Origin of the sequence: Winogradskyella pacifica (assembly GCF_013403915.1) — a bacterium.
Classification (GTDB): Bacteria; Bacteroidota; Bacteroidia; order Flavobacteriales; family Flavobacteriaceae; genus Winogradskyella; species Winogradskyella pacifica.
In genome coordinates, this window is record NZ_JABFDI010000028.1 from 20,511 (window position 1) to 27,039 (window position 6,529).

At 32.7% G+C, this 6,529-nt stretch carries 6 protein-coding genes; 3 read left to right on the plus strand and 3 right to left on the minus strand.

The genetic code is table 11. The features are described 5' to 3' along the window. Positions 1–12 precede the first annotated feature (12 nt). The 3 genes from HM984_RS16795 to htpG form a co-directional block, all read right to left on the minus strand. Positions 13–558 carry a hypothetical protein gene (locus HM984_RS16795; RefSeq protein ID WP_179350009.1) on the minus strand — a complete coding sequence of 182 codons (546 nt, stop codon included), beginning with the start codon at positions 556–558 and terminating at the stop codon, positions 13–15. A gap of 213 nt (positions 559–771) precedes the next feature. Continuing rightward, entirely contained in the window at positions 772–1,497 is a 726-nt protein-coding gene (locus HM984_RS16800) for a Crp/Fnr family transcriptional regulator (protein ID WP_179350010.1), read from the minus strand. Between the two features lie 41 nt (positions 1,498–1,538). Further along, positions 1,539–3,449, minus strand: coding sequence for a molecular chaperone HtpG (gene htpG, locus HM984_RS16805; RefSeq protein ID WP_179350011.1), 1,911 nt, complete (start codon positions 3,447–3,449; stop codon positions 1,539–1,541). A gap of 204 nt (positions 3,450–3,653) precedes the next feature. Here htpG and HM984_RS16810 point away from each other — a divergent pair, with 204 nt between their 5' ends. From HM984_RS16810 to HM984_RS16820, 3 genes are all read left to right on the plus strand, one after another. Further along, a complete protein-coding gene (locus HM984_RS16810; RefSeq protein ID WP_179350012.1) occupies positions 3,654–4,664 on the plus strand; it encodes a 3-oxoacyl-ACP synthase III family protein in 1,011 nt (336 codons plus the stop codon). Positions 4,665–4,757: 93 nt separating this feature from the next. Continuing rightward, a complete protein-coding gene (locus HM984_RS16815) occupies positions 4,758–4,940 on the plus strand; it encodes a hypothetical protein (protein WP_179350013.1) in 183 nt (60 codons plus the stop codon). A gap of 12 nt (positions 4,941–4,952) precedes the next feature. Next, a complete protein-coding gene (locus tag HM984_RS16820) occupies positions 4,953–6,251 on the plus strand; it encodes a metal-dependent hydrolase family protein (RefSeq protein WP_179350014.1) in 1,299 nt (432 codons plus the stop codon). The last annotated feature ends 278 nt before the right edge of the window (positions 6,252–6,529 follow it).

Sequence of the window (6,529 nt, forward strand, 5' to 3'; positions counted from 1 at the left end):
AATAAATGAAATTTATTTGAGCGCTAGCCAAAACGGTAACAAATTCTTTTTAATTTTTTGGAAGGCTTCAGGTAAATCAGTTAAAGGTTTCTCGGTAAAGGTGAAGGGTTTATCGTCTTCAAAATTCCAATAGGGTTCTTCTAATGTACCATCGGTAGATGTTGTGTGTGATTTTGGAAAATTCGTCATGGAGAACTTTCCATCATTATTTTTATTGATGCCAAATATTTTTAAATCTTTTAAGGTCGAATACGTTAGACTTAGTTTTAAATTAAGCGATTTTTTATCATCAGACTTGTAGAATTTCTTCTCTTTTATAGGGAAGTTTTCAAGTTGAGGGCTCCATGAATGATTAGGATGTACTATTTTTGACAATTCATTTTGAATATTTATACTATCACTTTCAGTTTTAATAAATGTCATTAAGTTTTCTTGTACGATTATAATAGTTTTTTCTTCCGGACTTATAGTAACTGTTGTTTTTTCTGAAATGATGTTACTTTGATGAACACCGAAAAAAGTACCTACAACAAAGAATAGTATTTTAATTTCTTCCATGGGCTAATTTAAATAAAAAATCATTTCTTATTTATCAGTTTTAAGGATTTAAATATAGGTGTAAAAAAAAGCGCAAGTTGTACAACCTGCGCTTTTTAGCTATTAATCCTTAGGGGGAATATGTTAGTATAATTAGTTAGGTAATTATGCTGATGCAAAAATAAAAGGTTCAGAATAAATAAAAATTGATGTAGGATAATAAATGGAAAAATTTTAAGAATTGTATAATTCTTTTCGAATACGGCTTAAACTTTCATTTGTAATACCTAAGTAGGATGCTATATGATAATTCTTCAATCTTTTCTCAATATTATTATGAGTATCAAGAAAAACAAGATAACGCTCTGTCGCAGATTGTGATAAACTAACTATAATTCTTTTCTGAAAAGCAGCAAAAGCACTTTCTAATTTTTTTCTAATAAAAGTTTCTACTTGAGGAATTTCACTATATAAAAGCTCTTTATCAGATTTAGAAAGACTGTAGAGTGTTGTATCTTCAATAACTTCAAGATTCATTATAGCCTTTGAAGAAGAAAAGTAAGCCGTGAAATCTGTAATCCACCAATCTTTTATACCAAATTGAACGGTGTATTCTTTTCCGGAAGTAGACATATAATACGTCCTTAAGCAACCATGATAGATATAAAACATATCATCTATAATATCATTGGCTTTAAAAATTAGGGCTCCTTTTTTATAATGTTTTTTATGAAAAACGGAAGATGCAAATTTTAACTCTTCATCTGTAAATGAGAGTCCTTTAAAAATTTCTTGAACTTTTGAAGTATCGTTTTTCACTTTAAACTTAATATAATCGTGAAAGTATGTAAATACTTTTAAATGAGCGTCTTGATTTCGATGCGCTAGGTTAAAAAAATGTTGACTAGCTTTTCTTTGTAAGAAAAAACCACTTTGAATTAACAAAGTGGTTTTAGTCATGACTCTTGGCTCTTGGCTCTAAAAGCGAAGCGGTCTTTAATCTACTTAATCATCTCGTAACTACGCTTAATAAAGTTCGTTAACTCTTCACCTTTTAAAAGGCCTTGAGATAAACGTGCTAAATCTAAACTTTGCGTAATTAAACGTTCTTGATTCTCTTTTTCTTTAGTTTCTAAAATTTCACTAACCAAAGGAGAGTTGGTGTTAACGATAAGATTGTACATCTCTGGCATATTACCAAACATCTGCATTCCGCCGCCGCCAGTCTGTTGCATTTCTTTCATACGACGCATAAATTCTGGTTGCGTAATAATAAATGGAGACGAATCGCTATCCATAGCTTCTAACTGTACAGCGAACTTGTCAGAAGGTATTACTTCTTTTAAAATGGTATCTAATTCTGTTTGTTGCTCTTCTGATAGTTTAGAAATTGCAGTTTCATCTTTCTTGATTAAATTATCAATATGATCACCATCAACTCTCGCAAAAGAAACATTTTCTTTAGTAGATTCTAACTTCTGAATTAAATGCGGTACAATAGGTGAATCTAAAATTAATACTTCATAACCTTTCGCTTTTGCAGCTTCAATGTAGCTGTGTTGTTGGTCTTTATTAGAAGCATAAAGCATAACTAACTTACCATCTTTATCAGTTTGAGTTGCTTTTGTTTTGTTGAAAAGCTCTTCATACGTATAAAATTTACCATCAACCGTTGGGTATAAGGCGAAAGCATCTGCTTTTTCGAAGAATTTCTCTTCAGATAACATTCCGTATTCAATTACGATTTTAATATCATCCCATTTTGCTTCAAAATCTTCACGATTCGCGTTGAATAATGATTTCAACTTATCTGCTACTTTACGAGTGATGTAAGATGAAATTTTCTTCACAGCTCCATCAGCTTGTAAATACGAACGCGATACGTTTAATGGAATATCTGGAGAATCAATAACACCACGTAACATGGTTAAGAATTCAGGAACAATCCCTTCAACATTATCTGTTACATAAACTTGGTTTTGGTATAATTGAATCTTATCTTTTTGCATGTTCATATCGTTCGTCATCTTAGGGAAATACAAGATTCCTGTTAAGTTGAACGGATAATCTACATTTAGATGAATGTTGAATAAAGGCTCTTCAAATTGCATTGGATACAATTCTCTGTAGAATCCTTTATAATCTTCATCTTCTAATTCCGTTGGTTGTTTTGTCCAAGCCGGATCAGGATTATTGATGATATTATCTACTGTAATCTGTTTGTGTGGCTCAGTCGTTTCTTTTCCTTCTGCATCTGTAGTAGTTGCAGGAGTAAATTCTGGATCGTTTACTTCCTTTGTTCCAAATTTAATTGGAATAGGCATAAATTTGTTATACTTATTCAGTAACTCACTGATTCTATTGTCTTCTAAAAATTCAGTAGAATCTTCTGCAATATGAAGAATGATTTCTGTTCCTCTATCTGCTTTATCAGAAGGCTCTAATGTAAATTCAGGAGATCCATCACAAGTCCAATGTGCAGCATCAGCACCAGTATGCGACTTAGTGATAATTTCAACTTTTTCTGCAACCATAAAAGCAGAGTAGAAACCTAAACCAAAATGACCAATGATTCCTGAGTCTTTAGCCGAATCCTTGTACTTGTCTAAGAACTCCTCAGCACCAGAAAATGCCACTTGGTTAATGTATTTTTCAACTTCTTCAGCAGACATCCCTAAACCTTGATCAATGATGTGAAGTTTTTTACCTTCTTTATCAATCTTTACTTCGATAATAGGATTTCCATAGTCAGATTTAGATTCACCTATACTTGTAAGGTGTTTTAATTTTAGCGTGGCATCTGTACCATTACTAATAAGCTCACGTAAAAAGATTTCGTGATCGCTGTATAAGAACTTTTTAATTAACGGAAAGATATTCTCTACCGATACATTAATACTTCCTTTTGTCATGATATATAGTTTTTTGTATTATTAATTTGAATGATTAGGTATAGTCAAATAAAATACCAAGACTTAAAATGTGACAAAGTGACATAAGTACTATGCGTGCATAACGAATGTAAATTCTAATAAAAATAAATTGTATCTTATATCTTAAATTGCTGAACTAAATAATAAGTTTTCCGATGTTTCGGAAACGAAAATAAATTTTCGATGTACAATTCAAAAATAATAGGCTTAGGTAAATATGTGCCAGACAATGTTGTAACCAATGATGATTTATCTAAACTCATGGATACTAATGACGAATGGATACAAGAACGCACAGGTATAAAAGAGCGTCGTTGGGTAAAAAAAGGTAGTGGAGACACTACTGCAACCATGGGAGTGAAAGCTGCTAAAATTGCTATTGAACGTGCGGGTATTGATAAAGATGACATCGACTTTATCATTTTTGCAACCTTGAGTCCTGATATGTATTTTCCTGGTCCAGGGGTACAAGTGCAACATGCTTTAGATATCAAGACGGTTGGAGCGCTAGATGTGCGTAATCAGTGTTCTGGGTTTGTATATGCCATGTCTGTAGCCGATAATTTTATTAAAACAGGAATGTATAAAAACATCCTAGTCATAGGAAGTGAATTGCATTCTTTTGGTTTAGATAAAACAACGAGAGGTCGTGGAGTCTCTGTTATTTTTGGTGATGGAGCAGGAGCGGCTGTTTTAACTAGAGAAGAGGATAACTCAAAAGGAATTTTATCGACACATTTACATTCGCAAGGAGAACATGCAGAAGAATTAGTCTTAATTGCACCAGGAATGGGTAAACGTTGGGTTAGTGATATCATAGAAGATAACGATCCTAATGACGAAAGTTATTTTCCGCACATGAATGGCCAATTTGTATTTAAAAATGCAGTGGTTCGTTTTAGTGAAGTTATTATGGAAGGTTTAATGAAAAACAACTTGAAAGTTGAAGACATTGATATGTTGGTTCCTCACCAAGCAAATCTTCGTATTTCACAATTTATACAACGTAAGTTTAAGTTAAGCGATGACCAAGTGTTTAATAACATACAAAAATACGGAAACACAACTGCAGCCTCTATCCCCATTGCATTAACTGAAGCTTGGGAAGAGGGTAAAATAAAAGAAGGAGATACCGTTGTTTTAGCTGCTTTTGGTAGTGGGTTTACTTGGGGAAGTGTGATAATTAAGTGGTAAACAAATCCCTTTGAAAAAACGGACCTCATACAGTTTAGATCAAAATTATTGATTAAAAAACATCATGTTTTATAAGATCGAATAGTATTAATTATGAAAAACAGCTTAGGATTTGTCGGACTTATTGCAATCATTTTTTTGACCTTCGGAATTACCTATTTAGATTTTGATAATTTGAGTTTTGGATATAATTATAAGGCTTATGCCATGTTAATTATTGGGGTTGTATTATTTGGTTTTGTGCTTTATGGATTTAAAAAGAGCAGCAAAAAATAAAACATAGGCTTTATGAACAAACTATTCTCTTTATTATTTTTAATTCTTTGTTCACAGTCAAGTTTATTCGCGCAACAAAACGATGTTTACATTAAAGCGGGTCTTTTATACGACAGCGAACAAAATGCCCTTTTAAAAGATAAAGTGATTTATGTTAAGGGTAATAAAATTGTATCTATTGGTGCTTTTAATACCATTCCAGATGATGCTGAAATCATAGATTTAACCGAATACACTATCCTTCCTGGTTTAATAGACGCGCATACACATGTGCTTTTTTCTCAAGATGCAACCGAAGACTTTTCTGAACATAGCATTCATTCGCTCACTATGGAAAGTGATGCCTTAAGAACAATTAGAGGTTCAAAACGCGCAAAGTCGTATTTAGATGTTGGAATTACGAGTGTGAAAGATCTTGGTAATTCAGGACTATTTTTAGATGTTGCGTTGCGTGATGCGATTAATGAAGGGACTATTGATGGCCCACGTATTTTTGCGTCAGGACCAATTATGGCCGCTACAGGTGGTCAAGTTTATGGTGTATCTCCAAAACATCAAAACCTTATAGATTTAGAATACCGTATTATAAATGGAGTAGAAGATGCTAAAACTGCGGTTAGAGAACACGTGAATCAAAAGGTAGATGTTATTAAAATTTGTGCAGATAATATACCGAACAATACACATTTATCCATTGCTGAAATGAAAGCGATTGTAGAAACTGCAAAAACGTATAATCTTTCTGTTGTAGCGCATTCAATTACAAACCAATCCGCATGGAATGCCATACAAGCAGGTGTCGATGGCATTGAACATGGATTTAATTTAGCAGATTCTACATTGACCTTAATGGTTGAAAAAAAGGTATTCTTGGTACCAACCGAAAACAGTAAAACCTATATGAAAACGTATAGTAAACTTGCAGGTTATGACGATGATAATTTAGGTTGGGTAGATAATTATTTAGGTAGAATGAAAAGCAGACTTGCTAGAGCCATCCAAAAAGGAGTGACAATTGTAGCAGGTTCTGATAATTATACAGATATCGGAGGCACTCGTGGTGAATCGTCAAGAGATATGTTTCGTGCGTATTTTGAAGCAGGAATGAAGCCGTTGGATATTTTACAATCGGCAACTTACATCTCTGCGCTAAATTTAAATAAGCAAAATGAAATAGGAGTTCTTAAGTCTGGTGCAAAAGCAGATCTTATTGCGGTAAAAGGACATATATCTACCGATTTTATAAACACAATAGGACACGTGGTGTTTGTAATGAAAGATGGAAAGGTCTACGTGAGCCAACACAATTAAACAATTCACATATTTTACTTAATCCATAAAACTAAAAAAAGCCCAAACAAAAATCTGTCTGGGCTTTTCAGCTATTAACCAACTTAACTAACACTATTATAAAAATTAATTTATAATTACTATTACTTAAAACTTATACTATACTAGACGTAAAAAGTCCTATTATATTTCATAGGTTTCCACTTTTAACGTGTATTTAACAAAGAGGTCGTCTAAAAACAATTTAGGCGACCTTTTAATTTTTAATCATGTTGGTTTTATTGTTAAGATACTTGATT